This is a genomic window from Acinetobacter sp. ANC 3882 (assembly GCF_022549545.1).
Classification (GTDB): domain Bacteria; phylum Pseudomonadota; class Gammaproteobacteria; order Pseudomonadales; family Moraxellaceae; genus Acinetobacter.
In genome coordinates, this window is sequence record NZ_JAKZGB010000008.1 from 67723 (window position 1) to 89897 (window position 22175).

Annotated in this window: 22 protein-coding genes, 1 tRNA gene and 3 pseudogenes; 16 read left to right on the forward strand and 10 right to left on the reverse strand. The window is 35.1% G+C overall.

The window, feature by feature from the left end:
- Positions 1-37: 37 nt before the first annotated feature.
- Genes MMO42_RS14240 through MMO42_RS14250 form a run of 3 tightly spaced genes read left to right on the forward strand, consistent with a single transcriptional unit; the run spans position 38 to position 3650 of the window.
- Positions 38-1261, forward strand: coding sequence for an ABC-three component system protein (locus tag MMO42_RS14240; RefSeq protein WP_241321005.1), 1224 nt, complete (start codon positions 38-40; stop codon positions 1259-1261).
- Positions 1258-1746, forward strand: a complete 489-nt coding sequence (locus tag MMO42_RS14245) for a three component ABC system middle component (RefSeq protein ID WP_241321006.1) — start codon at positions 1258-1260, stop codon at positions 1744-1746. The genes MMO42_RS14240 and MMO42_RS14245 overlap by 4 nt, the downstream gene beginning before the upstream one ends.
- Positions 1743-3650, forward strand: coding sequence for a DUF3732 domain-containing protein (locus MMO42_RS14250; RefSeq protein WP_241321007.1), 1908 nt, complete (start codon positions 1743-1745; stop codon positions 3648-3650). The genes MMO42_RS14245 and MMO42_RS14250 overlap by 4 nt, the downstream gene beginning before the upstream one ends.
- A 943-nt stretch (positions 3651-4593) precedes the next feature.
- Here the strand turns inward: MMO42_RS14250 and MMO42_RS14255 are convergent.
- Both MMO42_RS14255 and MMO42_RS14260 read right to left on the reverse strand, forming a co-directional pair.
- Positions 4594-5592 carry an NADP-dependent oxidoreductase gene (locus MMO42_RS14255; protein ID WP_241321008.1) on the reverse strand — a complete coding sequence of 333 codons (999 nt, stop codon included), beginning with the start codon at positions 5590-5592 and terminating at the stop codon, positions 4594-4596.
- A gap of 56 nt (positions 5593-5648) precedes the next feature.
- Positions 5649-6449 (reverse strand): oxidoreductase, encoded by an 801-nt coding sequence (locus tag MMO42_RS14260; protein ID WP_241321009.1) that lies wholly within the window; start codon positions 6447-6449, stop codon positions 5649-5651.
- Positions 6450-6684: 235 nt separating this feature from the next.
- Between MMO42_RS14260 and MMO42_RS14265 the strand changes: the two genes are divergently transcribed.
- From MMO42_RS14265 to MMO42_RS14280, 4 genes are read left to right on the forward strand one after another with little or no spacing between them, the layout of a single operon-like run.
- A complete protein-coding gene (locus tag MMO42_RS14265) occupies positions 6685-7698 on the forward strand; it encodes an alpha/beta hydrolase (protein WP_241321010.1) in 1014 nt (337 codons plus the stop codon).
- 38 nt (positions 7699-7736) lie between these two features.
- The gene (locus MMO42_RS14270; protein ID WP_241321011.1) at positions 7737-8600 is read left to right on the forward strand and encodes an alpha/beta hydrolase; all 864 of its coding nucleotides are present in this window, start codon (positions 7737-7739) and stop codon (positions 8598-8600) included.
- Positions 8601-8651: 51 nt separating this feature from the next.
- A complete protein-coding gene (locus tag MMO42_RS14275; protein ID WP_241321012.1) occupies positions 8652-9038 on the forward strand; it encodes a helicase in 387 nt (128 codons plus the stop codon).
- Between the two features lie 9 nt (positions 9039-9047).
- A complete protein-coding gene (locus tag MMO42_RS14280; protein WP_241321013.1) occupies positions 9048-10298 on the forward strand; it encodes an NADH:flavin oxidoreductase/NADH oxidase family protein in 1251 nt (416 codons plus the stop codon).
- Positions 10299-10350: 52 nt separating this feature from the next.
- On the opposite strand, the gene MMO42_RS14285 is transcribed toward MMO42_RS14280, so the two are convergent.
- Positions 10351-10791 (reverse strand): helix-turn-helix domain-containing protein, encoded by a 441-nt coding sequence (locus MMO42_RS14285; RefSeq protein WP_241321014.1) that lies wholly within the window; start codon positions 10789-10791, stop codon positions 10351-10353.
- 284 nt (positions 10792-11075) lie between these two features.
- Between MMO42_RS14285 and MMO42_RS14290 the strand changes: the two are divergent.
- Positions 11076-11189 (forward strand): annotated as a pseudogene (locus MMO42_RS14290) (arsenical-resistance protein); the annotation flags it as partial.
- Positions 11190-11453: 264 nt separating this feature from the next.
- Here the strand turns inward: MMO42_RS14290 and MMO42_RS14295 are convergent.
- Entirely contained in the window at positions 11454-11630 is a 177-nt protein-coding gene (locus MMO42_RS14295; RefSeq protein ID WP_241321015.1) for a hypothetical protein, read from the reverse strand.
- Between the two features lie 352 nt (positions 11631-11982).
- Between MMO42_RS14295 and MMO42_RS14300 the strand changes: the two genes are divergently transcribed.
- On the forward strand, positions 11983-12192 hold the full coding sequence (locus tag MMO42_RS14300) for a hypothetical protein (protein ID WP_241321016.1): 210 nt from the start codon (positions 11983-11985) through the stop codon (positions 12190-12192).
- Positions 12193-12231: 39 nt separating this feature from the next.
- Positions 12232-12414: pseudogene (locus tag MMO42_RS14305) on the forward strand (hypothetical protein); the annotation flags it as partial.
- A gap of 718 nt (positions 12415-13132) precedes the next feature.
- On the opposite strand, the gene MMO42_RS14310 reads toward MMO42_RS14305, so the two are convergent.
- On the reverse strand, positions 13133-13312 hold the full coding sequence (locus MMO42_RS14310; RefSeq protein WP_005292361.1) for a hypothetical protein: 180 nt from the start codon (positions 13310-13312) through the stop codon (positions 13133-13135).
- 166 nt (positions 13313-13478) lie between these two features.
- Here MMO42_RS14310 and MMO42_RS14315 point away from each other — a divergent pair.
- The 3 genes from MMO42_RS14315 to MMO42_RS14325 all read left to right on the forward strand — a co-directional run bounded on the left by MMO42_RS14315 (position 13479) and on the right by MMO42_RS14325 (position 14289).
- Positions 13479-13555: transfer RNA gene (locus MMO42_RS14315), tRNA-Met, on the forward strand.
- A gap of 148 nt (positions 13556-13703) precedes the next feature.
- Positions 13704-13970 (forward strand): transposase, encoded by a 267-nt coding sequence (locus tag MMO42_RS14320; RefSeq protein WP_241321017.1) that lies wholly within the window; start codon positions 13704-13706, stop codon positions 13968-13970.
- A 109-nt stretch (positions 13971-14079) separates the two neighbouring features.
- Positions 14080-14289 carry a cold-shock protein gene (locus tag MMO42_RS14325; RefSeq protein WP_241321018.1) on the forward strand — a complete coding sequence of 70 codons (210 nt, stop codon included), beginning with the start codon at positions 14080-14082 and terminating at the stop codon, positions 14287-14289.
- A gap of 241 nt (positions 14290-14530) precedes the next feature.
- Here MMO42_RS14325 and MMO42_RS14330 read toward each other — a convergent pair whose 3' ends face one another.
- On the reverse strand, positions 14531-15157 hold the full coding sequence (locus tag MMO42_RS14330) for an SDR family oxidoreductase (protein WP_241321019.1): 627 nt from the start codon (positions 15155-15157) through the stop codon (positions 14531-14533).
- A 245-nt stretch (positions 15158-15402) separates the two neighbouring features.
- Entirely contained in the window at positions 15403-16503 is a 1101-nt protein-coding gene (locus tag MMO42_RS14335) for an MBL fold metallo-hydrolase (RefSeq protein WP_241321020.1), read from the reverse strand.
- Positions 16504-16634: 131 nt separating this feature from the next.
- On the opposite strand from MMO42_RS14335, the pseudogene MMO42_RS14340 reads away from it, so the two are divergent.
- Positions 16635-16883: pseudogene (locus MMO42_RS14340) on the forward strand (hydrolase or metal-binding protein); the annotation flags it as partial.
- A gap of 97 nt (positions 16884-16980) precedes the next feature.
- On the opposite strand, the gene MMO42_RS14345 reads toward MMO42_RS14340, so the two are convergent.
- From MMO42_RS14345 to MMO42_RS14355, 3 genes are read right to left on the reverse strand one after another with little or no spacing between them, the layout of a single operon-like run.
- Positions 16981-17907 (reverse strand): alpha/beta fold hydrolase, encoded by a 927-nt coding sequence (locus MMO42_RS14345; RefSeq protein ID WP_241321021.1) that lies wholly within the window; start codon positions 17905-17907, stop codon positions 16981-16983.
- Positions 17908-17962: 55 nt separating this feature from the next.
- Entirely contained in the window at positions 17963-18757 is a 795-nt protein-coding gene (locus MMO42_RS14350) for an SDR family oxidoreductase (protein ID WP_241321022.1), read from the reverse strand.
- 20 nt (positions 18758-18777) lie between these two features.
- Positions 18778-19344, reverse strand: coding sequence for a hypothetical protein (locus MMO42_RS14355; protein WP_241321023.1), 567 nt, complete (start codon positions 19342-19344; stop codon positions 18778-18780).
- A gap of 146 nt (positions 19345-19490) precedes the next feature.
- On the opposite strand from MMO42_RS14355, the gene MMO42_RS14360 reads away from it, so the two are divergent.
- Positions 19491-20024: a TetR/AcrR family transcriptional regulator gene (locus MMO42_RS14360; RefSeq protein WP_241321024.1), complete on the forward strand. Its 534-nt coding sequence runs from the start codon at positions 19491-19493 to the stop codon at positions 20022-20024.
- Positions 20025-20784: 760 nt separating this feature from the next.
- Complete coding sequence (locus MMO42_RS14365) at positions 20785-22170, forward strand: outer membrane protein transport protein (protein ID WP_241321025.1); 1386 nt, start codon at positions 20785-20787, stop codon at positions 22168-22170.
- Positions 22171-22175 lie beyond the last annotated feature (5 nt).

Here is a 22175-nt window from a genome sequence, read left to right on the forward strand (position 1 = left end):
TTATAAAAAATAAATTATTAATTTCAGAGGCTGGGGGATGGCGACTAAGCAAGACAAGTTTTCAGCAGGGGCGCAAGGAATTGGTTATATTTACCAACCTAGATTTGCTTTATATCACTTGCTAGAGCTTCCAGAAAGTATATCTGTTTTTATTGAAAAAGATGATGACTTAGACTTTGTCGATAATGAGAAAAATATAAAGACTTTAGCATCATTAAAGCATAAGGCAGAAGGTGAAAGATTAACTAATTTAGCAACTGATTTCTGGAAGTCGCTCAGAGTTTGGTGTGATCGTTATGAAAAATATGGTTTCGAAAATAGTAATCTTCAATTTTATTTAATGACAACTAATACCATTAGCGAAAGCTCTATTTTAAAATATTTCAAACCTGGTTTTGATAAAAGTGGATTAGAAAAATCATTAAAAGAGCAGCTAACTCATATAGCTACAGATAGTGAAGCTAAAATTGTACGAGAAGTATTAGTTAAATTTAAAGAATATGAAGAAAGAGAAATATTAAATGACTTTATATCCAGAATAGTCATTGTCGAAGATAGCCCACGTATTGATAAAATTGCAGAACTAATAAAAGAAAGACATTTAAGGACTATACGCCGTGAGTGTAAAGCATATGTTTTTGAAAGATTGGAAAGTTGGTGGAATCAAGAAATTATTGCATTGTTGATAGGAAAAAGAGAAGAACCGCTTAGCGGCTATGAAGTATCTGACAAAATGACTTCTTTAGCTGATGAATACAAATTAGATAATTTACCAATTACATGGAGAGATATTGAGCCAGATGATATCGATCCTGATACAGATAATAGGAGATTCGTAAGACAGTTAAAATTAGTAAATATTTCTACTAATCGTATCCGTTCAGCAATTATTGATTATTACAGAGCATTTGAACAGCGAGCAGAATGGCTCCGTCATCACCTAATCTTATCTAGTGAAATAGAATCATTTGAAAGAAGGTTAGTTGATGAATTAGTAAGATATAAGGACGTCCTTATAGATGATTGTGATGATATTGCTGTTGAAGAAGAAATGATAAAAATTGGTAAAAAATTATATAAATGGGCTGAAATGGATACAGGCAACTATCCAGCTTTGAGATTAAGAGAAAGGGTAAGTGAGCCCTTTGTCGTTAGGGGGGGATATCATATTCTAGCTCATGATAAAAATAGTTGCGTAGGGTGGCATCTTGAATTCAAGGAAAGACTAGAATCGTTATTATTATCTGAGAGTATAGAATGAATATTTGGCAAGAACGGCCTGTTGAGGTAAGAAATCTATTTAATCCGGCTTTTTGTGCACTTAATATTTATCATGCTATTAAGAATTATCAAATAGTAAGTGGTGAAGGTATGCCATTTTCTCTTAGTTTATTAATCTTACCATTATGCTTTCATGAACCTACATCTTTATATTTGTTATCTAAGAATAGAACTTATCTTTTAAAAAATATAAAAGATAATCCTGTAATAGTCTGTGGACTAGATAAGAGAGTTAAAGATTTAAATTTTTTTACGTTAGAGGCAATTGTTTTCCTACTTTATGCTGATGCTATTCATATTGATGATAAAGGTAAAGTCAATGTTAAAAAAATTAATTTTAAGAAATTAAATTTTAACAGTAAGATGTCACAAGACAAAATTAAATTAGCTTCATACTTGGGAAAACAGTTAGCAAAAATTAAAGATCGTTCAACTATATACATTTCATTGGGGATTAAACCTTGAAAATTAAGTCCATACATTTATTTAATAATTCTGGGGAAAGACGGGATTTGAATTTTAACTTAAATGGCTTAAATGTGATTACTGGTAAATCCTCAACTGGTAAGTCTGCTATTTTTGAAATAATAGAGTATTGCATGGGACGAAGTAGTTTTAATGTTCCCGAAGGTGTTATAAAAGAAAAGGTATCTTGGTTTGCTGTCATATACTCTTTTGAAGATGAGGAGATAATGATAGCAAAACCATCACCTGTTCATGGTAACTCCTCTTGTTCAAAGGTAATGTTCAGAAGAGGAGTGAATTTAATTCCACCAGAATATGAAGACTTAGACCCAAATACAGATGATGATTACGTAGTAGATACACTTTCTGATGCTTTGGGTATAAGTAATAATCATACTAATGTAGCAGTTCATCACTCACGTGATAATTTTAAGGTAAATGTTAAACATACATTTTATTACTTATTTTTAAAACAAGGCCTTGTTACTAATAAAGATCAATTGTTATATAGACAAAATGAGTCCTATCAGCCTCAAACTATAAAAGATAGTTTTCCAATAATATTTGGTGGAGTAGATGATGAACAAATTGCCAAAGAGCGTAGATTAAGAGATTTAGAAAGAGAGTTGAAAATCTTAAATAAAAGGGTTAAAAATTTACAGGATGATAGTGCTGAGAATTTGCAGCAAGCAAAACAACTATATTTAGAAGCATTAAGTGTTAACTTAATTGAAAATAAATTAGATGAAGTATTCTCAATTTCAGAGGTTATAGATGCTTTAAGTGGTGTTCAGGATTATAAAGGCAATATTGTAAGAGGTTTAGTTGATTTAGATATAAATCTTATTGAAGGTGAATTGAAGGATTTGAAACATAAAAGAAGAGAGTTGTTAGATAATCTTAAGTATTTAAGGGAAAATGAGAAATATACTTTGGGTTTTAATCGGGAAGTAGATGAACAAATTGATAGGCTGAGGTCTATATATGTGTTTAATAGTATAAAAGAAAGTATGTTTGATAACTTTCCCGACGGTAATATTTTTACATCTATAAATAATGAAATTAAATCTTTAGAAGAAGAATTGAACTCTTCTAACGTAGAGATTCCATTTTTAGGTGAATTGATAGAAAATATAGAGAATAAAATATTTAATATTAATAGTGAAATCGAAGAAAAAGAATTAAGATTATCTTCTCTTTTAGTTTTGAATGGTGATGGAAATAATACTATTGTAGATCAACAAAACCTAGTTAAAGGGAGAGTTAGTTTCTTTTTAGAAACATTTCAATTCTCCTCAATTGACACTGGAGTTGTGAACGATCGTGATAGGTGTCAAGATTTAATAGAAAGGTTAAAAAAAGATATTGATAGTGAGTCTATTGATATTAAATTAGATTCTGTTTTATCAAATATTTCTATCTATTTAAGTCAATATCTTAAGAATTCTGAAACAGAATTTAGTGAATATCCCGCTAGATTTGACTTGAAAAATTTAACTGTTGTATTTGATAGGCTTGGTAGCCCAATTAAAATGAATAGAACTGGTAGCGCTCAGAATCATTTAAGCCATCATGTGGATACATATCTTGCTCTGCATAAATATGCTCATACAGCAAATAGGCCGTTACCAAAATTTTTAATGATAGATCAGCCATCACAAGTTTATTTTCCTACTGTTGAAAGCTATCAACAACTTGATGGAACAGTTGAAAGTATGGTTGATGGTGATATTGAAGCTGTAACAAAGTTTTTTAAAAAATTATATGATTATTCTAAATATGAAGTTAAAGATTTTCAAATTATTGTTACAGAACATGCAAATTTAAGTGATGATTGGTTTCAGCAATCACTAGTTGAAATACCTTGGAAAAAACCTCCAGCTCTAGTTCCTTTAAATTGGTAAAATTTGATTAGGATAAGATTAATGTAAAAAGTTACCAATATTTTAGAGATAAACTTCTACAAAAATTGGTAACTATTTAAATTTCTTAAAGTTATTTTAATCTATTACATATATTATTTTTTAATGTGTTTGAAAATTTCAAGGGGATAGAGTTACTTTAGGAACTGATTTTTTTAACTTTCTAAATGAGCAGATTTTTGGACATTTTTAGGTGTGTAGTTACTTGATTATTTGAACTTATTTGAGTTATTAAAGAGTATTAATTTCGTTAGGTTGAAGCTCCCATATAATTTATATTTGGCTTGTGATCTGATGTACTAATCATCGAAGAGTAAAAACTCACCCTACGTTTGGATTGAGAAAACGTGTATCCCCTCTAATATTATTAGATAAGAATTTTAATCTATAAAGAAAATTTCAAAAAGATGAGGGGGAGAAAGGGTAAATTTGGTCTATTTTTTATGAATAGAACTAATATAAAACAATGTGTTATTGGTTTAGTTAAACTGACGCCACCTCCACCAAAATTCTTTATCTAAATCAGCCAATTTATTAAAAATATTTTTATTAGAAAGGCTTTTAACAGTCCTAGTTTTGACCTTGGTTACTATGGGCACCTTCTTTTGGTAAAGATGCAGTTGATTTTAATTTAATGCGAGCACAATTATTAGCGATTGGTGATACTGTTTTTGCTTTGTAAAATCATACCAAAAAAGATATTGATGGGCTTTACACCACATGGAGAGCAGCTGGTGAGTAGGGAAAACTCATTTGTTTACATACCAATAGTAGTGGTATCGAAGATGCACCTAGTGCTATGCGAGAGTAACATCAACAGATTAATTATTTAAAGTCTGTTCTAGACATTCAGAAAGGTTTACAGCGATAGGTTCAGGATTGGAATAAAAAAAGGCATCAAAAATGCCTATTTTTATCTGAGAAACTAGTCTGCGATTTGTACAACGACTTTGCCTTTTGCACGTCCAGTATTTACATATTGAAGAGCTTCATTCATTTGTGAGAATGGATATTCTTTATCAACGATAGGTTTAATTTTCCCAGCCTCAACAAGATCGGCTATTTGATAGAGCTGATGACCATTTGGCTGCATGAATAAAAATGAATAGGTAATGTCTCTTTTTTTTGCTTTATTACGAATTGACCAGCTTAAAAGCGGAATGATAAATTTTAGTAACCAATTTGCATTAATTGCATCAGCAAAAGTACGGTCAGGTGGTCCAGAAATACTGATAATACGACCACCACGCTTTATAACGTTCAACGATTTTTCTAGAGTTTTTCCTCCTTGAGTGTCTAAGACCACATCGTAATCTTTCAATTCTTGCTCAAAATCCATGGTTTTGTAGTCAATAATAATATCTGCGCCTAGTTCTCTGACCCAGCGAGTATTTTTACCACTTGTCGTTGTTGCAACAGTTGCACCGAGATGTTTAGCAAGTTGAATTGCAATCGAGCCTACACCACCTGAGCCAGCATGAATCAATACTTTTTGTCCTGATTTAACTTTTGCAATTTCTACTAATGCTTGCCATGCGGTCAAGGATACAAGTGGCAGTGATGCAGCATGCTCCATAGAAATATTTTGAGGTTTTAGTGCAAGTGAGGATTGCTGAACGATTGTGTATTCGGCAAAAGCACCATTTAAATCTGTCTTGGCATAGACTTCATCACCGACTTTAAACTGAGTAACATTTGAACCAACTTGAGCAACTACTCCTGCAAAGTCATTACCTAAAATAAATGGAAACTTAACAGGTAAAATCGCTTTGAATTCACCTTCTAATATTCGTAAGTCAAGCGGGTTGATACTTACAGCATGAACTTTAACAAGTACCGAATCTTTTGAAATAGATGGTTTAGGCTGTTCATCTAGCTGTACATCATCGATTTTCCCATAACGGTTAATATAGGCTGCTTTCATTTGGGACCTCTATATATTTCTTTTTTAATCGTTAGAAATGGATTTATTAAGTTGGGCTAAACTTTCAAACTGCGTTGAATCAATGTGTCAAAGATCTTTACTGGGGCAAATCTTCGTAAATTCTTTAAGTATCTTGCTGTCTTGCCTGATGTATAACGAGGCAAAATGTTTTGACTGTTGATTACCATTAAAATTGTCTTAGCAACAACACCCGGATCATCTGACTTATTAATTGCTTTTATCATGTGTTGATGGAGCTTCTCGCGAATCTGGTCATAGGCTGAGATTTTTGCATCTGCTTCTATTAAGTTTATGCCTAATGAAGTTTTGGTGTAAGCAGGTTCTATTAATGAAACACGAATCCCTTGTGTTCTCAATTCATGATCTAAGGACTCTGAATAACCTTCAAGCGCATGTTTTGATGCTGAATAAAGCGCTCCAAAGGGCATTGGTAGAAGTCCTAAAACAGAGCTAATGTTTAAAATAAGTCCAGATTTTTGTTCACGCATCACTGGAAGGACTGCTCGGGTCATTCGGACAACACCAAAGAAGTTGGTATCAAAAATAGCTTGAGCTTGTTGCATTGAACTTTCTTCAGCGCCAGCAGGTGCGATTGCAAATCCTGCATTATTGATCAAAACATCAATTCGACCTTCATTTTGAATCACTTTTCCAATTGCATGATTAACCGAATCTTCATTATTTACATCTAGCTCAATCAGATTGAATTTATATTGAGATGAATCACTACGTCGACTCGTACCATAAACAATAAAGCCTTCATCATGCAAAAGGTCTGCTGTTGCTAAACCAATACCAGAAGATGCACCTGTAATAAGAATCACTTTACTCGTCATACAAATTTTCTCACACGTAATAGGTTGGTGATGGAATAACCAATTTCACCTTGATGTTTTGATCATAATCTAAAATTAAAATAGTTACTACTAAAAAGATAGTGACATTACATTTTTGTTGATGTATTGTTGATATTAAATTGATACTGACCTGATTTTTTATTTCCTTATCACAAGAAATAATTCATGAAATTCAGTGAAATCGACTCTATGTATTAATCCTGAGGATTAAAAAATGAATTTTTTATTAAATACAATTGCGATGGGATTGACGGTGGTCTCTGTTTTTATTTCGCCATTAACTCAAGCCGAAACAGTGGCATCGATCTCTTTTAGTGACTCGGTGGCTAAAGGTGAAGACCTGTCAAAAAAAATTATTATCAATCAGCAAGCTGTTCAAAATCCTCTGTTAGCTACGAATTGGACGAATGTACCCACTCAATTTATAAATGCTGGTGGAGTTAATTTCGCCTACAGAGAATATGGTCAACAAAATGGTGGAACACCTATTATTTTTCTGAATCATTTAGCTGCTGTATTAGACAATTGGGATCCAAGAATTATTGATGGAATTGCCGCAAAACATCATGTGGTGGTTTTTGATAACCGAGGTGTTGGTGCTTCTACAGGTAAACCTACTCAGTCGATTGAGCAAATGGCAGATGATGCAATTACCTTTATTCAAGCAAAAGGTTTCAACAAAGTTGATTTATTTGGTTTTTCAATGGGAGGCATGATTTCACAAGAAATCGTATTGAAACAACCAAACTTAGTAAGAAAGATGATCCTATCAGGAACAGGACCTGCTGGAGGAACTGGCATCAGTACAGTTGGCCGTGTTTCTAATTGGGATTTAGTCCGTGGGATGGCAACGCGCCAAGATCCTAAAGTCTATTTGTTCTTTACTCGGACTGACAATGGTAAAGCAGCTGCGAAACAGTTTGTTCAACGGATTAATGAACGTACTGAAAATCGTGACAAAGAAATCACCATTTCTGCGTATCGTGCTCAACTAAAAGCATTAAAAAAATGGGGAAATAAGAAACCAGCTGATCTTTCTATCATTCAGCAACCTGTCTTAGTTGCTAATGGTGATCATGATCGAATGGTACCCACTATAAATACTTATGATTTGGCAAAACGCCTTCCAAATAGCACGCTCATCATCTATCCAGATGCAGGACACGGTGGAGTTTTTCAGTTTCATCAAGACTTCGTAAAGCAATCTTTAGCTTTTTTGGCGAAATAAATTTCAACTTAATCATGTATAAAAATAGGAAAACCACTATGACAACGATTAATCATCAAACCGCTGAAACACAATTTATAGAAGTTGATGGAGCCAAATTTGCTTACCGTAGATGGGGTAATGCAAATACACAGCAATTGCCTTTGTTTTTTCTACAACATTTCCGTGGTGGTTTAGACAATTGGGATCCATTCATTACAGATGGATTAGCAGCGGATCGAGAAGTTATTTTATTCAATGGGCGAGGGGTCGCTTCATCAACTGGACAACCTCGAACTCGGATTGAAGATATGGCTGACGATGCAGCAGCGGTGATTCGGGCATTAGGTCTGAAACAAGTTGATTTACTAGGCTTCTCTTTAGGCGGTTTTCAAGCACAAGATTTAGTACTTCGCCACCCTGAATTAGTCAGAAAATTGATGCTCTTAGGGACAGGTCCTCGAGGTGGAAAACCTAGAGGTGATGATCCTGATGTTGCTGCTTTAGTATTGAAGCATGCTACCAGTGCTGTACCGTCTGAAGATGACTTTCTATTTTTATTTTTTGGTCGATCAGCAACAGCAATTCAAGCAGGACGTGATTTCTGGCAACGTCGCCATCAACGTAAGAATCAGGACCCACCAAGTTCAGACAGCGTAATGCAGGCTCAAATTGAAGCCAATATGCACTTTTTACCGAAACTTGATGAACAAGATCCTTTTGCTCATTTACGCGAGATTAAACAGCCAACCTTTATTCTTAATGGTGTAGATGATGTGATGATTCCAACCATCAATGCCTATCAGATGGCACTTAATATTCCAAATGCACAGCTGTTTATTTATCCCGATGCTGGTCATGGAGCACAGTTCCAGTACCCAGAACGTTTCCTCAAGCATGCAATACAGTTTCTAAATGAGTAATGCATCAGGATTCCCTAAGTATCTTCATATATTGATGAACAGAGAACTAAAATGATGAAATTTAAATTATTACTGTGGATGCTGTCTAAGCTTTTACAACGAACTGTAAAAAATAATCCAAAATGTGCTGCTTATGTGAAAGATAAAAATGTCACATTCCAAATTCAAACGGCTAGGGGTGAAGGACGTTATTTTGAAGTCAAAAATGGCAAAATAAAGTCTCATGCTGGACGAAGTAAATCCCCAAGTTTTACATTCACTTTTAAAAATGGCAGTACAGGTTTTGCTGTGCTATCAGCTAAAGATAATGTCAATACATTTTTAACAGCCCTTAGGACACAGGATCTTGTGATTACTGGAAACTTTGTCGATGTCATGTGGTTTCAAAGTCTAGTCGACTTTATTCAACCTCAGCCTAAATCATCTTCAATTTTGTGAGCGAAGCCCATGACTGACTTGCCATTAAAAACAAATCTCCTGAATCAGCCTTTAACGTTACCGAATGGTTTCGTAATTCCAAATCTTTTGGCTAAGGCAGCAACCAGTGAAACGCTAGCAACCTATTCCAATAACCCAACTGAAAAGCATATACGACTATACCAGCGTTGGGCGGCATCAGGGATTGGCATGATTATCACGGGCAACATTATGATCGACCGACGTGCCTTAGGGGAGCCTGGGAATGTTGTTATAGAAGATGAACGGGATTTTGCAATTTTAAAGCAATGGGCGAAAACCGTGACTAAGCAACGCTCTCAATTATGGGCACAACTCAATCATCCTGGAAAACAATCACCAAAAGGATTAAATGTACGAAACATTTCTTCGTCAGCAGTGCCATTTGGGGCTGAAATGCAATCTTTATTTGCGACTCCAGATGAAGCCACCCATCAGGAAATCATAGAGATCATTCAGCGCTTTGGTCGTAGTGCACTGATATGTAAAAAGGCTGGATTTAGTGGTGTTGAGATACATGCTGCACATGGTTATCTGATTAATCAATTCTTATCACCACTACACAATTTAAGAAATGACGAATGGGGCGGTACTCCAGAAAAACGTCGTAAGTTTCTAATGGACGTTTATGCAGAAATAAGAAAACAAGTCGGCGCAGATTTTCCAATTGCGATAAAGCTTAATTCAGCGGATTTTCAAAAAGGTGGGTTTACAGAAGAAGATTCTTTAGCAACCATCAAAGCACTGTCTAAAGCAGGCATTGATTTAATTGAGATTTCAGGTGGTACTTACGAATCAGGGGTAGCTAAAGCACCTCAAAAAGCATCGACTATTGCCCGTGAAGCATTCTTTATTGATTTTGCTGAAAAGGTTAGAGCACAAGTAAAAACACCTTTAATGATTACAGGTGGTTTTAGAAGTGTTGAAGGCATGAATCAAGCTTTGGGATCAAATTCTTTTGATGTAGTCGGGATTGCTAGACTGATGGCAATTGATCCTGATGCTCCCAAATATCTATTAGCAGGAACCAATAGTAAGCAAACAGTTCAACCAATTAAGACAGGCATAAAAAAGATTGATCAACTTGGGATTATGGAAGTACTTTGGTATACCCAACAACTCAATCGTATTGCCAAAGGTAGTAATCCAAAACCTAATGAAAGTGGCCTATGGGCATTTATCAAATCAGTTTTAAGAAGTGGTTGGGGAACGTACAAGACACAGCGTACTCGAATGAAATAATAATTTAGCATTTAAATTTATAAAAAAGCACTCCTATGAGAGTGCTTTTTTATTATTCAGCTTTTTGGTGAATAGTTCGAGAGCCAATTTCAGCACCTGTCACTTGATCAATCACAATCGGTATAATTTCTGTACCTTGTTCAGCATCAAGAAATATAGGCATTTTTTCAGGATTTTCAAAAGGTTTATGCTTACGACCCCAAGCACCTATTATAAATAAAACAGGTAAAAAATCTTTACCAGCTTGAGTGAGTATATATTCTTCACGAGGAGGATGTTCAGAATATTGTCGTTTTTCAAGTAATCCTTCATCTACTAAAGCGGATAAACGTTTAGTTAGCATCGTGGGAGCAATGCCTAAACTTTTACGAAACTGATCAAATCGTGTAAATCCTGCATGGGCATCACGTAATATCAACATGCTCCAAGCATCGCCAAGAATGGATAGACTTCTTGCAATAGGGCAGATTTCAAGGTTGGTATTTTTAGTCATAAAATTAACAAACTTTACAGTTACTACTTAAATGATATTAACATGATTGGTTTTTATAAACTATGAAAATTGGTGATCAAGAGCAATATAGATACATTGTATTTAGATTGATTACCTCAACTTAACTGTACGGGATGGGAGCAATTAACAAGAGGTCATTTGTTTAGCCAAACAGGGTTGTGAGTAGATTAAGCGGCTGGGTCTTAAGCGAAGTTGGGTCATCGTACATGTCATAATTTTTTTGTATGAGCTATCATTTTTTGCATAGCTATACTGCATAGTAGACAGATTTAACCTTGATGGGTTTCGCCCAAGGTTGCAATGGTTTGGTTTAGAACGGTTTAGCATGTGGCGATAATCAATTCGTTGCTGCCTTGGTCGCTTTTAACAGTGTCTTCTAAATTTTATTTTTAGCATGTCTGCTTGTTTTTTCTTAACCTTATCTAGTGATGTTCAATTATAGGAAGTAAATCATTAAAAAAGCCCCCCATATCTGAGAGACTAGTTATATCAATTTTCTGGTATGAATGGCTGCAATTTCTTAAATAACTAAACAAATCAAATTGATAAAAGTAGTTGATAGGATAATAAATCAGTGCACTAATTTATTCTTTATAGTCACAGAGCCTTAAAATTTCTTCTGCGGCGCTGTTAATAAGAAATTATTTGTTATTAGGATCAGGTTGTTCATTATTCTCAGGCAGATCTTTTACGGTGCCAGGAACTTGTGAAGGTTGAGAATCATTAGGGGAATTTACTTCTGTATGCTCATTTGATTGAGCTTTGATGACATTGGCATGGTCAGTTGTATTTTGAGAAAAACTTTTAAAACCTGACATTTTTATCTTCTTATCTTTACTAGGGAGAGTTCATAGTACACTTTAAACGTCTTTACAATGCGGTAGTTTTAAGACTTATATGTGTAGATATGTCCTAGAAGAGATGTTTATCTCGATGACTTATTTCATAAATAAAATCAATTATATATAAGCTTTTGAGTTTTATCCTTTAAATCTTGGAATTGCACTTTCTAAATTTCAAGAGGGAGTACATAAAGAACACATATATAAATTTTCTCAGTATATTTAATTGAAAAGTTATAAAAATTAATTATTTCTAATTGTCTGCAAAATATTGATAGTATAAAAATGTGGTTAAGCATAGTATGTATGATTAAATTGGAGCATATTAATGCTAAAAGACATTACAATTGTTGATTTCCATGGTAAAGAAAAAAGAGCACAGGCGCACTATACAGAAGTAAATACTAATAAAATCAATCATTCAGCGAGAGTTCAGAAACCTAACGTTGAATATATCCTGTTAAAAGGTGAATTTATTTTTCCTACTCTAGATTTAGTTTTCAATAGCTCCGATGGCAATAGCTATTATATAGAATAAACATGACCCACTTCGGTGGGTTTTTAATGGGTGATATTTATGAATATAGCCAGATACTTCCAATTTATAAGAAAAGGTCAGCATAAAACAAAGCCATGTAATATGCCTTTGCCGAAGGCTAAATAAAATTATTTAGAGGTTTGGCAGCTTTAAAAGAAAGAATTATCTGATCAAGGAGTAGGTTTTTAAAGTAAATTCCAGCCTATCCATACAAAGCATAAGTAGTTCGATTTTCATATTGTGAAATTACGATTGCTTATCGAAATTGAGGGTAGACCTTTAATAATGAGATCCGCTTAAAAGGTGGTGAAACAAACGAACCTGCAACTAAAATTAACGACCATTTTTGCCTGATAAAGGTGGGGTTGTATATAACAAAGATGGTGTAAAGATAACGGCATTTCTTGTTGATCATGGATATGTTGAGCCAGCTTATGGTTTTCACGTTGATTATGAAGGACATTCTATTGTATACAATCTATTCATCACATTTAGTTAAGCGAGCTAAAGGTGTGGATTTATTGGTACATAGCTTATCGATTGGTAGTCGAGAGTTAGAAAAGCTCATCCTGAATACGTTCAACATTTCTATTCATATTTAGAAAATATCGAAAAACTAGGTCAAGTTCTAAAAGAGGATAAGCCTAAAGATGCAGTAATTCTACATATACCATTGTATAGTAAAGGAAATATCGGTAGGGCAAGCGGGAAAAATACTTTCAAGACTAAGCGATAGTTACAAAGGTTAGTTTACGTTAGGACAAGGCCTAATGACTTTGGTTATTAAAAAAATGGAATGACAAGAATTCCATATGACTCAAAAATTCGCCAATACGAACCAGTTAAATAGAAAAACTAACAATTGAATTTCAAGTTAAGTTTTTGCTCATTCACTCCTATTCTGAAGTTTTGAATATGTATAAAAAACCTCTAAGGAGGGTTATTTTTTACAATAAATGGCTTTGATGCCATCAATAATATGTTCATATCTTAATAATGTATATTGAGTATTTTTTTCAAAGAATTCCCAGAATTCGATAATTGGGTTAGAAAATTCTTGCTGTGTGAAGTCCTTTTGAATTTCAAGCTGTTTTTTTATTATCTTAAAACTTGTCAACATATCAGTTCCTTATTTTGTTAGGAATTCATACTAGCGTAAACTTGAGTAAATAGGTGTTTAAACTCTTAAATATAGATAAATACTCTATAAATTGATCTTATTTCCCTTATATTCAATATTAAGCTTGCTTATTAAGGTTAAAGAGCCTATAAAGCTAACTCGTCGGTGCGGGATGGAGCAGTCTGGTAGCTCGTCGGGCTCATAACCCGAAGGTCGTTGGTTCAAATCCAGCTCCCGCTACCAACCGACTAAATTAATTTGCTCTATGATGTATTTAAAGTTGCTATTCTGGAAAGAAAAAATAGCAATTAAAATTAGCTTATATAATCCTAAATAAAGCTAAATATTATTAAATTCTAGAAATTCAGTTATTTTTTATCTGTCTAGTGTTATGGTAAATAAAATCAATCATTTGAGCTCTCAAAAGAGTGATTTTGTGTTAAAAATTATTAATGATTGGCGTGTAGCCAAAGCCAGTAATGGTAATGAAATTTGTGTGAAAATCATCCCACTTAAACGTCAACAAAATACGTTGAATGGTTCTAAATGGGTAGAAGTAGGAAAAAAGATACTTTTAGATTCTGGTCAGGAGATTGACTTCAATTTAGATGGGAACAGTTTCTATACTGATGTTAATCAGCTTTATCGATTGATGTAGAGAATTCACACAATAGTAGTATCTTTTTTAATAAAGATTAATTGGATTGAATCAATAGAAATGGTTTGATTTGATCCATAAATAAACGAAGTTTAAAAGGTTTTAAAATATGTCTGATAAAGCTACTGGTACTGTTAAGTGGTTTAACGAAACTAAAGGTTTTGGTTTTATTCAAGCTGATTCTGGCGAAGATCTATTTGCTCATTTCAGCGAAATTCAAAGCAATGGTTTCAAGGTTTTGAATGAAGGTCAACGTGTTTCTTATGTTCCTGGACAAGGTAAAAAAGGACCACAAGCAACTCTTATCACTGCTATCTAATTAGTTTAGAACAGTGAAAGCCCACTTTATGTGGGCTTTTTTTGTTTTCTAATAAAATCAAACCATTGTGCTTTTGAGGTAACTTAAAAAATTAATATAGCTTTTCTCCCCATTGGGACGATTTTTGAATCTACGTGGGCGGTGAAGAAAACCTAGATCTAGATATTGTTGAGGGGTTTTATACGGAGGATTCCAAATCTGAACATCAAAAAAATCATGATTTGACTAATGTTCAGAACATTCAGAAAGGGTTATCTGCATCTGAATTTGGCTTATTGACGCCCAAATTTTGATGAGATGCAAAGCTTGGATTTTGAATTATTTTAACCACTAAAGCAGCAACACTTTTACGAGAGATGACTGTACCTTTGAAGTTTTCATTACGTTCAGTTGTTTCATAATCAACTTCATCTTCGTCCATTAACCATGCAGCACGTAAAATCGTATAATCTAGATCAGAAGCTTCTAATAAATCAGCAGCTTTACGATATGGACCTAAGTAGGCTCCAATTTCTTTGGTATTCCATTCACCAAACTTACCTTTAACTTCATCATAGATGCCCAGTGAGTTGATAAAGATAATTCTTTTTACGTCTGCTTCTTTCATCGCTGAAATGATATTTTGAGTTTGTGTTTCAAGTTCGCCTGCTAAGTTTACGTAGACAATATCTTGACCTTTTACAACTTGCGTTAATTGCTCAAGATTAAGCACATCACCTTCAACAACTTTAGCATTTGTTGGTATCGTAGCTAATTTTTTAGCATCACGGACAAAAAGGGTTTGTTGAATATCTGCCTGATTTCCTAGCATTTCTACGGCCCATTTTGCGATTTGGCCTGTTGTACCAAGAACTAATACATTTTTCATTTCATTCACCTGATTTGTTATATTACCTAAAGAAAACGGCTTTTAGACTCCCGTTCTCTTTATTTCTGATAGATCTATTTAATAACAAATAGGAATGAGTGGTTTACCTGAAATGGTGAGTTGTTTGTCTAATTTAACGAATTATATTTCAAAGAAGAAAAACTATAGAAATAATAAACTTGGAATAAAAAATGCCTCATCAAATGATGAGGCAAAGGGGGGGGCTTATAGTAAATAGAATTTATTTATCTAACTGTTTCCCACCATTTTTTGAATACTTGCTGTTCATTATCTAATTCCACTAATTCACCGATCATAGGGGTAGCAAGACGATAGTCTCTATTCTTTGAATATTCTGAAATACGAGTAATCGGCTCAAACCAAGCATGTTTGGCTAAGCTAAATTTAGAGTGGTGTACTGGAATCATATTACGAGCATTAAGCTCTTCTGTTGCTTGGGCAACTTCATCAGGATGACAATGGACTGAATGCCAAGCAGGATCATATTGGCCATTTTCCATAAATGCCCAATCGAATGGACCGTATTTCTTACCAATATCAGCAAAATGACGGTCATAGCCACCATCCCCAGAATAAAAAATCTTTCTTTCTGGAGATTGGATAATAAACGATACCCATAAGTTTTTGCCGCCCCCCAAAGCACGACCCGAACCATGATGTGAAGTCTCAGTAGTGATGGAGATACCATCATCTAATTCAACTTTCTCTCCCCAATCTTTTTCAATAAGCTTATCTTTAGGATAGCCCCAATATTCAAAGTGTTCGCCTACACCAAGACCAGTCACTACTAATTTCACTTTGTCTTTTAATTTCAAAATAGTTTCATAGTCTAAATGGTCATAATGATCATGTGATATGAGGAGATAATCAATTTCTGGTAAGTCATCCACAGTGTAGATGTCTGTCCCTTTATAGGCACGTGTCCCCCAAGGAAAAGGAGATGCTTTACCACTCATGACTGGATCAATTAAGAATTTTTTGCCATGTAATTGCATGTAAATAGTTGAATGTCCGAACCATATAACTATATCTTTATTGAGGTCGAGACTTTTTAGATCTGTTTTGATTGATGGAATCGGATCTGTTGGTTCCCGATTTGGAATAGTTTTGAAAAATGTTTTATACACTTCCGCAATAATATTTGAACGTTCTGTCATACCTGGTTTTTCAATCAGATTTCGAAATTTACCATATCTATAATGATCTGATTTTTGTACATCCTCTAAACGTTGGCCCGATGGATTTTTACCAAAAATAGGATGTTGCATTGATAGACAACCTGTCATAGTAATTAATACGAGAATAAAAGCAAAAGCAAACCACATAGAGTTAGCGAACCTTTTCATATTGCGAAGGGGAGAGAAATTTTTATTATTATCAATGTATCTACTTGTTCGTGCTTGCCTATTCTTTGGATTTCATTGCCTAATTTGATTGAAGTGTTTATTTATAGAAGGCTATCAGCTCTGTTAAACAGATTGATGACCAGAGCAATGCAGTAGGGTTTTATCAGGAAGCTTGGGATTATCTGGCACGACAGGGCTATGGTAATGCCAATTTCGAAATGGGTGGTGAAGAGGGGCTGGATATCATTGAAAAGTTCTGTACAGATGAATTCAGATTAGAGCTGCAGCAAACGCATGATCTTAAACATGCACAGAATACCCAGAAAGGGTTACAGCAGTCAGTGCAAGTTTTCAATTAAATGATATTGGTGCTTTATAAAAATAACCCAAGAACATATTTGGGCTATTTTTTTTAACATAAAAAACTAATAGTATTAGTCATGAGGTTTAGGATGTTTACATAGTTTGTATCTGTTCTAAAAAGTTCAATTGATGTTTAACTGTCTTTGGAAAACAGGGTTCGAAGTATGGATCAAAATGATCAGCATCCATTTCGATCACCTTAAGTAATGGATTACCAGCATCTTTTATTTTTTCAGGTACAAATGGTGCTACCGTGTCATGTGTTGCACCAATGATTAACATTGGAATTTTTATATCTTTTAATTTTTTCCACGATCGATAAAAGCTTACTGTTAATAAAGAACGAGCGGTTACACGATTATCGTATTTCTTAGCATTATGAGCATGTAATGCCGTTTGAAGTGCTTCCCAAGCTCTATCTTTATCCATTGAGCCAAATTCTCCTGCCTCTGATAAAGTTGGTATATGTACAGGTGAACCTGGTTTAACAAAGTCTACAAAGCCCAGACTGATAAATTTTGCTAATTTGGTAATTGGGACAGCCCGAACTGCTGCCAAGCCATCTAGCATAGGAACTTGGATAATGGCGCCTTTTAAATCAGGATGCTGCTCAGCAAGGTCAACAACATGCCCACCCCCAAATGAAGTGCCCCATAAGTAAATCGCATGTGCATCTACTTGCGTTTGATTTTTTAGATGTGCCAAAGCAGCATTAGCAGTTTTTACACGTGTCCATGGATTAATATCCTGACGAGGCCAGCCACTGCTTAACCCCCAACCAGGATAGTCAAATTCCATTACAGCAAATCCTGCTTTAACAAAATGATTAATGTAAGGGAGCGTTAGTAATTGTTGAATGCTTCCCCATCCACCTAGCATTAGAATTGCGGGATATTGCTTTTTATCTGTTTCCAACGGGGTGTGGAGTGTCGCAGCACATGTTATACCATCCATCAAGAATGTAGATTTTTGGGCTAAGTTTTCTATTTTTGATATGTCTGGATAAATACGATTTGACATAGTTTTCTCACTTTTCTCTGCTATTAAAACGGTAACAAATTGAGCCAGCTCACTTTTATTGTTTAAAAGGATTCATGTGATTACCAAGAAAATATTGAAGTGAAATTGGTAAAGGACGAACACTACTCGCAATCACTTTATTAACTAAACCTGGTACGCATACAGGCTTACCATTCATGACAGCATCCCAGCCTTCTTTGACGACTTGTTCTGGTTCCTGCCAAAGAACTGAGGGTAGGTTATTCGCTGCATCACGAGTACCCATCACGTCATGAAATTCACTATGTGTGAATCCAGGACAAAGTGCCGTGACATGAATACCCTGTGGTTTCAATTCCATATCCAGTGACTGAGAAATATCTAAGACGTAATGTTTGATTCCAGTGTAAAGAAGACTTGCACCTGGCGGCGAAAATGCTGCGAGTGAGGAAAGGTTAATAATACGTCCCCAACCATTTTCCTGCATTTTAGGTAGGACTCTATGGCAAAGTTCTGTCACACTCGTGATCATCAATTGGATTTCGGCTGCTAGTTTTGACCATGACGTTTCAGCAAATGCAGTTTTGCCCGACAGACCTGCATTATTAATAAGAATATCTATGGTGATTCCTAAGCTATCAGCATAAGACATAATTGCAGCTGGTGCGGATGGGTCATTCAAATCAGCAGCAAAAATATTGCAGGTGATATTGTATTTTTCAACTAATTCAGCAGCTAATTCTTTCAATCGCTCTTCACGTCGTGCGACTAATAATAAAGAATACTTTTCTTTAGCTAAATGATGGGCAAATGCTTTACCAATCCCAGCAGAAGCACCTGTAATAAGTGCAGTACGATTTTTCATAGTCATTTTATTTACCTATATGAAATTTAAAATAGTCTTGGAATTTCTCGCGGACTGATCTGAAAACCATCCCGTTTACGACCAATATCACCTCTGTAAGGCGTATGTGGACCTTTTAATAAGAACGGATAAGGAATATGGCGTTGATGATGGGTAAAGCCATATGTACCAATGCCGAGATATAAATTGGGTGAAACTCTTCTAATCTCATCGACCATATTGATACTGCCGCAAGTCGAATGAAATTGACGGTAAACAAGTTGGTAGGCAGGTTGGTTGTCGAAGCGAGAGGGAGCAATCATGGTCATCATTGGATAACACTGCACAATGCGATGGCCTTGCTGGAATGTGTTGTAGCCTTGACCAGTTGTTGCATTTAAAGGCCGAAAGGCTTTACTCAGCCACTGACGAAAAAAATTATTTAAAGTGATATGACCGATTTTATCTGCTAGCCAATTCGGTTGAGATAACAGATATGCAGCGTATTCACCATTCATTTCTTCAATACTTGGTGAATTAAGTGTATGAAACAAATCAAGAAGCTCCTGCACTGAAAGTAGTCGCAAATCTTCTTCTGTATAGTTTTTCTGCATATTACGGCCTCATTATTTTCTTGAATGCCATTCAAGATTGAGCTGAATTTAATCATTTCTTGAACGGTATTCAAGATGGTGTAAAATAAAACCGATAAATGGTTTTCTGAGCTATAAATTTTTGTGCTGAGAAATAGGGGATATTGATGGCTCGTAATAAACGTTTACAAGACCGTGAAGAGAAACAAAAAGAAATTATGAGTGCCGCACGTACTTTATTCTTAAATGAAGGTTATGACGCAACTTCTATGAGCCGCATTGCGAATATTGCAGGAGTCGCACCAAACACAATCTATTGGTATTTTAAAGATAAAGATGAATTATTAATCACTATCCTCAATGCCGAACTTACTGAGCGCTTTTCGGGTTATATAGAGCTTCAAGAAAAAAACATAGTTGAGCGTTTATTATGGGTAATTGATCAGTTTAAATTGGTAAAACAACTCGTGACTACAGTTCATGCACGATTGCATGTGTCTCCAGAAATTAATATTTGGCATGAACGCTTTCATATTCTTGTTGAAAACTTATTACGGCAAGAGTTGCAACAATCGGGAGTTGAAGAGCAAAGAATTGAAGCGAAAGTAAAAGTTGCGATTTTTACGGTGGAAGGATTGTTGGCACATGAACTAACGAATGAAGAAAAGCACTCAATTTGTAGTGAACTATTCAAATTATAGAATTTTTGAACGGCCTCATTGATCATGAAAAATTCGATCAAAAGGTGAGCAGATGTGCTTAGAATTTCAGCTAGTATTCATATTTTAAGTGGCTATTATTTTGAAGTTATTCGATGTTGAATATGTTTGTTTCTCCCAGCCTATGGTAATTCCAGTTCTGAGGTAGAGGAAGAAGCGGGGATAGAATTGTTGATGAGTTTTACACGGATGAGCCAAAATCAGAGCAAACTTAGAGTATTCTTGAATAGACCCATCCTCAGGATATTCAGAAAGGGTATAGAGCCAAAACTGGGTAAATTTGATTTTTATCAAAATAAAATTTAAATAAAACAGTATGTTGTTGATCTAGTTCAACTGACGCCATCTCTATAAAAATTCGTTATATAAAAACATGCACCTAACTAGGTGCATGTTTGCTTTGACAGGTTTAGTCTTTCTTGAGTTTTCCCAGCTCGATCTTATTTTTGTCGTCGTGCATCCACTTTGCATGGCGCTTCATCATCTGCAAACAAATCTCTGAAAAGAGCAAGGCAGTAGAATTTTCTCAGGAAATTTTAGATCACGTAGCAAAGTTATGCTAATGCTAGCTTAGGGTCTATTGATATTTAAAAATAATCTGAAATTTTAATTTTTGACTCATAGGAGATTTTGATTATTAAAACATCTTGGCATGTACAGCCAAGTGTTTGGCGTTCAGGGTTAAGCACATTTTTGCATAGTTCCATATATTTATAAAAGAAGATAAAAAATCCAGGATGGATTGGGAGTTATGATGAAAAAGAAAATATTGGTAATAGCTATATCATCAGTTTGTACAAGTTATTTGTATGCAGCTGCATTTGATAAAACAGGTCAATCAATTTCTGCATTTTTACAGCCTGGTAATTATTTTGAAGCCAGCCTTGGTGTTACGGATGCATCTTTAAAAGGTCAGGAAGCGGGTACTAATACGGGGAATAGTACGATTTCTGATATCGCTCATACTGATTACCGCCCAACAGCGGCTTTGAAATTACAGTTAGCTCCAGAGTTTTCATTTGGGTTGCTATATGACCAACCCTTTGGCTCTGATACAGAATATACGGGAAGCAATAATTTTGTTGCTACACCCAAAGATACAGTGATGTTACCTGGTATTACAACAGCTCGACTTGCTAAGGCAACCACAGGAGAAGTGCCCGAAGGTAATTCTAAATCGAGTTTTGATATCCAGAGTCTCAGTTTAATTTTTGGGTATCAACCAAATAAGAACTGGAACATTTATGCAGGTCCTGTATATCAAAGCTTTAAAAGTCAGGTTGATTTAAGAGGGAATGTTTTTAGTGTTTACAATGGCTATGACTTTCATGCCAAGAGCGTCGCTGATTGGGGATGGTTGGCTGGATTAGCCTATCAAATACCTGAAAAAGCGATTAAAGCTTCTGTGACCTATCGATCTGAAATTAAGCATAAAGTGAATGCAACCGAAAATGCACCGTTGATTGATATGTTGAAAACCCAGCAAGGACGTAGTTTGGTAGATCAACATTTAGATTACATGATTTCTATTGGGCAAATGACTCAACAGAAAAAAGCTGCGTTGAACCATATCGTTGCAGGATTAGCGAATACGCAAGACTCAGGCACTACAGAATTCAAAACTCCAGATTCAGTCAACCTAGAATTCCAGACAGGTTTACGTCAAGGTACATTGTTATTCGGTAGTGTACGTTGGGTGAATTGGAGTGAATTGAATTTTCAACCTTACCGCTTTGGGGAAATTTCGAAAGTCGTAGGTGCTCTATCTACACCTAGTCGACCAGATGGCTTTAGTTTAGTTCGTTTTTATGAGGATCAATGGTCTGCAAATCTCGGGATTGGACAGCGATTTACACATAAATGGCTAGGTAATGTCTCTGTGGGCTGGGATTCTGGAGCAGGTGATAAAGTTTCAACAGGTGGTCCAGTCAAGGGATATTACAATCTAGGGATAGGTGCTCAATATAGCCCGACACCACAAACTTTTATCTCAGGCGGAGCAAAATATTTCTGGCTGGGTGATGCCAAAGGGCAACTTGGTGCTCAGGCGGGAAGTGACTATTACGTTGCTGAGTTCAAGGATAACCACTCAGTCAGTTATGGCTTAAAGATTGGTTATAAATTTTAATTAAT

Bases quoted from the DNA above. Each gene is read 5' to 3' on its own strand.
- MMO42_RS14345 (WP_241321021.1), bottom strand. From the start codon at position 17,907: ATGTCAAATCGTATTTATCCAGACATATCAAAAATAGAAAACTTAGCC.
- MMO42_RS14265 (WP_241321010.1), top strand. From the start codon at position 6,685: ATGAATTTTTTATTAAATACAATTGCGATGGGATTGACGGTGGTCTCT.
- MMO42_RS14310 (WP_005292361.1), bottom strand. From the start codon at position 13,312: ATGTTGACAAGTTTTAAGATAATAAAAAAACAGCTTGAAATTCAAAAG.
- MMO42_RS14255 (WP_241321008.1), bottom strand. From the start codon at position 5,592: ATGAAAGCAGCCTATATTAACCGTTATGGGAAAATCGATGATGTACAG.
- MMO42_RS14270 (WP_241321011.1), top strand. From the start codon at position 7,737: ATGACAACGATTAATCATCAAACCGCTGAAACACAATTTATAGAAGTT.
- MMO42_RS14355 (WP_241321023.1), bottom strand. From the start codon at position 19,344: ATGCAGAAAAACTATACAGAAGAAGATTTGCGACTACTTTCAGTGCAG.
- MMO42_RS14240 (WP_241321005.1), top strand. From the start codon at position 38: ATGGCGACTAAGCAAGACAAGTTTTCAGCAGGGGCGCAAGGAATTGGT.
- MMO42_RS14325 (WP_241321018.1), top strand. From the start codon at position 14,080: ATGTCTGATAAAGCTACTGGTACTGTTAAGTGGTTTAACGAAACTAAA.
- MMO42_RS14330 (WP_241321019.1), bottom strand. From the start codon at position 15,157: ATGAAAAATGTATTAGTTCTTGGTACAACAGGCCAAATCGCAAAATGG.
- MMO42_RS14335 (WP_241321020.1), bottom strand. From the start codon at position 16,503: ATGTGGTTTGCTTTTGCTTTTATTCTCGTATTAATTACTATGACAGGT.
- MMO42_RS14285 (WP_241321014.1), bottom strand. From the start codon at position 10,791: ATGACTAAAAATACCAACCTTGAAATCTGCCCTATTGCAAGAAGTCTA.
- MMO42_RS14300 (WP_241321016.1), top strand. From the start codon at position 11,983: ATGCTAAAAGACATTACAATTGTTGATTTCCATGGTAAAGAAAAAAGA.
- MMO42_RS14275 (WP_241321012.1), top strand. From the start codon at position 8,652: ATGATGAAATTTAAATTATTACTGTGGATGCTGTCTAAGCTTTTACAA.
- MMO42_RS14360 (WP_241321024.1), top strand. From the start codon at position 19,491: ATGGCTCGTAATAAACGTTTACAAGACCGTGAAGAGAAACAAAAAGAA.
- MMO42_RS14295 (WP_241321015.1), bottom strand. From the start codon at position 11,630: ATGTCAGGTTTTAAAAGTTTTTCTCAAAATACAACTGACCATGCCAAT.
- MMO42_RS14280 (WP_241321013.1), top strand. From the start codon at position 9,048: ATGACTGACTTGCCATTAAAAACAAATCTCCTGAATCAGCCTTTAACG.
- MMO42_RS14245 (WP_241321006.1), top strand. From the start codon at position 1,258: ATGAATATTTGGCAAGAACGGCCTGTTGAGGTAAGAAATCTATTTAAT.
- MMO42_RS14320 (WP_241321017.1), top strand. From the start codon at position 13,704: ATGGTAAATAAAATCAATCATTTGAGCTCTCAAAAGAGTGATTTTGTG.
- MMO42_RS14350 (WP_241321022.1), bottom strand. From the start codon at position 18,757: ATGACTATGAAAAATCGTACTGCACTTATTACAGGTGCTTCTGCTGGG.
- MMO42_RS14260 (WP_241321009.1), bottom strand. From the start codon at position 6,449: ATGACGAGTAAAGTGATTCTTATTACAGGTGCATCTTCTGGTATTGGT.